General features: G+C 58.5%; 1 protein-coding gene. It reads left to right on the top strand.

Annotated features, from left to right (window positions below):
• The first annotated feature begins 95 nt into the window (after positions 1-95).
• Positions 96-3,035 (top strand): NACHT domain-containing protein, encoded by a 2,940-nt coding sequence (locus VAE57_RS11750; RefSeq protein ID WP_322822068.1) that lies wholly within the window; start codon positions 96-98, stop codon positions 3,033-3,035.
• Positions 3,036-3,229 lie beyond the last annotated feature (194 nt).

Below are 3,229 nucleotides of genomic sequence, written 5' to 3'. Positions count from 1 at the left end.
CCACCTCCGAACCGACACCGACTCTGCAGGAAGTTCTTATCTGTATCATAGGGTTCTTCAGTGGAGAATGCTCGATTGAAAAACTGTGGTCGTTGATGACGCAGTATCCACCGTTGCAGGTTGTCGGCCCGTCTATCATAGTGCTTATCTTCGGCACTGTTGCCATTGTCAAACTCTGGCGCGAGCGTCTATTGCGCTGGATCGACCGCATGAGCGGTGGGCTGAAGAGCGACGCCAGGGCTGAGGCCGAACATGAGCTGGAGAAGGAGCGCCAAAAGAAAAATTTAGAAGAGCAACAGCGCCAGAAACAGACTCCCTTCGCTCGTGAGGACTACCTGATCAGGCTGGAGCAAGAGATGCGGCGTATGACCAAAATCCCTGCCCTGGGTCGCGAACAGCCCGAACTGAACCTGGAGCAGGTCTACGTACCGCTGTACGTGGTCGAGCGCAAGCAGATGGAGCGCTTCGACGCCTATCTGCTCGGTAAGCTGGACGGGCAGGCTGATTCGCGCCGTGATGCCTACGAGGCAGTTGAGACCAGCCAACCGGTGTTTCGCCTGTTGAGTGAACCTTCAGCTATACCCCGCGATCAGCGAACCGCCCCAACCACCACCCGCCTGCTGCTGGTCGGGCGTGCCGGTAGCGGTAAGACGACCACCCTGCACTACGGGGCGCTGATGCTGGCGCGGGCGTTTCGTCAAGACGATGTCGCTATCCTGCGTGATCGATTGCAGCTCTTCGTCGAACGCTGTCCGTTCCCGATCTACGCCCGCCTGACCGAGCTGATGACCTATGTGCGTGGGCGATACACCAGTGCCGATCTGGTCGGTGTACCGGCAACGGTGGTGATCGATGCGCTCGACGAGCTGCTGCGGCGGGACGTGCCCGATCTGCCGGTGGGGATGGTCAGAGACTGGGTGCAAAATCGCGATACACCCTGTCTGCTGATGTTTGACGGCCTGGACGAGACTGGTGATGCCGATGAGCGCGGTCATACCATCGATCTGATCAACAGCCTGGTACGGGCCTACCCGCAGCATCGCTACCTGCTGGCCAGTCGTCCCTTTGAGGGGCTGAGTGACCGTTTGGCGGGGTTCACCGAACGCCATCTGCGTCCGTTGGATGCCAATGACATCAAACGTCTGCTCAACAATTTCTTTCTGGCTCTCCGCCTGGCAAACAGTGCAGCCGATGCGCCGCCCAACCCGGACGAGCTGGTACCGGAAGCCGCTGAATTGTGGCGTAGCCTCGAACGCAACCCGCGCCTGTTTGATATGGTGACGAATCCGCTCTTACTGACCAGTATGGCTGTGCTGGTTGAGGGTCGCGAGCCGCTGCCGGTCGAGCGGGTGAAAATCTACGAAAAGCTGGTTCGGCTGACCATCGAGGCTTGGCGCAGAGCGCAATTGAGTCGCGACCGGCCAGGGGTGACGGTCAAACTATTTGAGGAGAGCGATGACAGTGTGCGCCTGCGGTTACAGTTGCTGGCCGCCCATATGCTGGAGCGGAAGCAGCGCGAAGTGACCCTGGCTCAGGTGCGTGAACTGCTGCGGCCGATCTATCGTTCATACTATCCCGATTGGCATGATGAGCGTTGCGATACCTACATCCGCGACCTGTTTGTCCAGCTCGCCCTCCACAGCGGGCTTGTGCATGCCCGCGACATTGACACCCTCTTCAGTTTTGCCCACTTTACCCTACAAGAGTATCTGGTTGCCCGCCACTATACCGAACAGGGCCGCGATAAGGAAAAGAAGGTCAACGACCTGATCGACCGCTGGTCAGAGCGACGCTGGCGAGAGACGATCCTGCTCGCGATTGGTCACGAAGCCACCATTGGCTCGCATGAAATGGCGCAAACGATGATTGATAGATTGCGCGAAACCGGCGATCCGGAAGCCCTGTTGCTGGCCGGTGAGGCACTGGATGAAGCCAATGCTCGCACGGTGGGCGAGCTAACCAGGCAACGGCTGGCGGTTGCCGACCAACTGCGTACCCTGGCCGGCCTGACCGCCGACTGGTGCACGGCGATGCATCCCGATCCGGTGGTGCGCAACCGGGCTGCGATCATGCTCGACCGGGTCGATGCTGATCACGATCGTGCAGGACTTGATCTGACACAGCCTGCTTACTGGGCGGCCCGCATCGAGCCAGGGGCGTTCAGTATGGGTGGTAACAATGTGGCACATAAAGACGAGCAACCCCAGTTTATATGCCACATCCGCCAGCCCTACGCTCTGGCCCGCTTTCCGGTCACCAACCGCCAATACCTGCGCTTCCTCGACGCGCTGGCAGGGCGCGGCGGTCGGGAAGAGGTGGCGGCTGCGGAAGCAGTACGCCACCTGCTCCAGCAGTACGGTCTCTCTCCTGATCAGATGAGCCCACGATCCTGGCCTGGTACACGCTATCGAATGGGTGAAGGCAACTGTCCGGTGGTCGGTATAACCTGGTACGCGGCCACTGCCTTTGCCCACTGGGTAGACATCTGGTTGCACAAGATTGGGGTGTTGCACGAATGGGAAACAGTGCGCCTGCCGACCGAAGCCGAGTGGGAGCGGGCTGCTGCCTATCCGGTGGTGATACCGGCCGCTAATCCCCGTGCTGGACGGCGGGAATATCCGTGGGGAGACTGGAGTGAGTTGCCTGCAGCACCGGTTATTCGCTCCGCTGTATCCAGGAGAAAAAATGGTGACGAGGATAGATATCGCATCCGGGCAAATACTTTCGAGAGCAGTATCAACCAACCGTCCGTCGTCGGTATCTTCCCCCACGGTGCGGCGGCCTGCGGTGCAGAAGATATGGCGGGTAATGTCTGGGAATGGTGTAGTACACTATATTTGAGCTATCCGCTAGGAGACGAGTTGGAGGCAGAGAGTCTACACAAACGAACTAAAGATGCTAAGTATGTACTGCGTGGTGGCTCATGGTACTATGATCGTGACAATGCACGTTGCGCTTATCGCCTTCCCAACCCTCCCGATCATGATCGTGGCAATTGGGGTGTGCGTCTTGCCCGTACATTCTCCTCGTCTTAATGTCTTTTTGACTTTTTGATATTGATCGGGCGGGCAGCAACGAGCTGCTCATCTTTCTCGTCACGCTCTTTGACTGATCATCAGCACCACCTATACCTATCCCGCCAAGACCACCACTACCCCACGCTGAGACCGGTCTGCTGCTGGACAATCACGCATACGGTGTTGAATTGTTCAGGGCCACATACCAGCAG

This window comes from Chloroflexus sp., from assembly GCF_034434295.1.
In the GTDB taxonomy this organism is placed as follows: Bacteria; Chloroflexota; Chloroflexia; order Chloroflexales; family Chloroflexaceae; genus Chloroflexus.
The sequence above is the reverse complement of the archived record's forward strand: the minus strand, read 5'-3'. Positions and strand labels throughout refer to the sequence as shown.

What these genes read in the sequence shown, in the direction of transcription:
- VAE57_RS11750 (WP_322822068.1), top strand. Translation starts at nt 96, where the DNA reads ATGACGCAGTATCCACCGTTGCAGGTTGTCGGCCCGTCTATCATAGTG.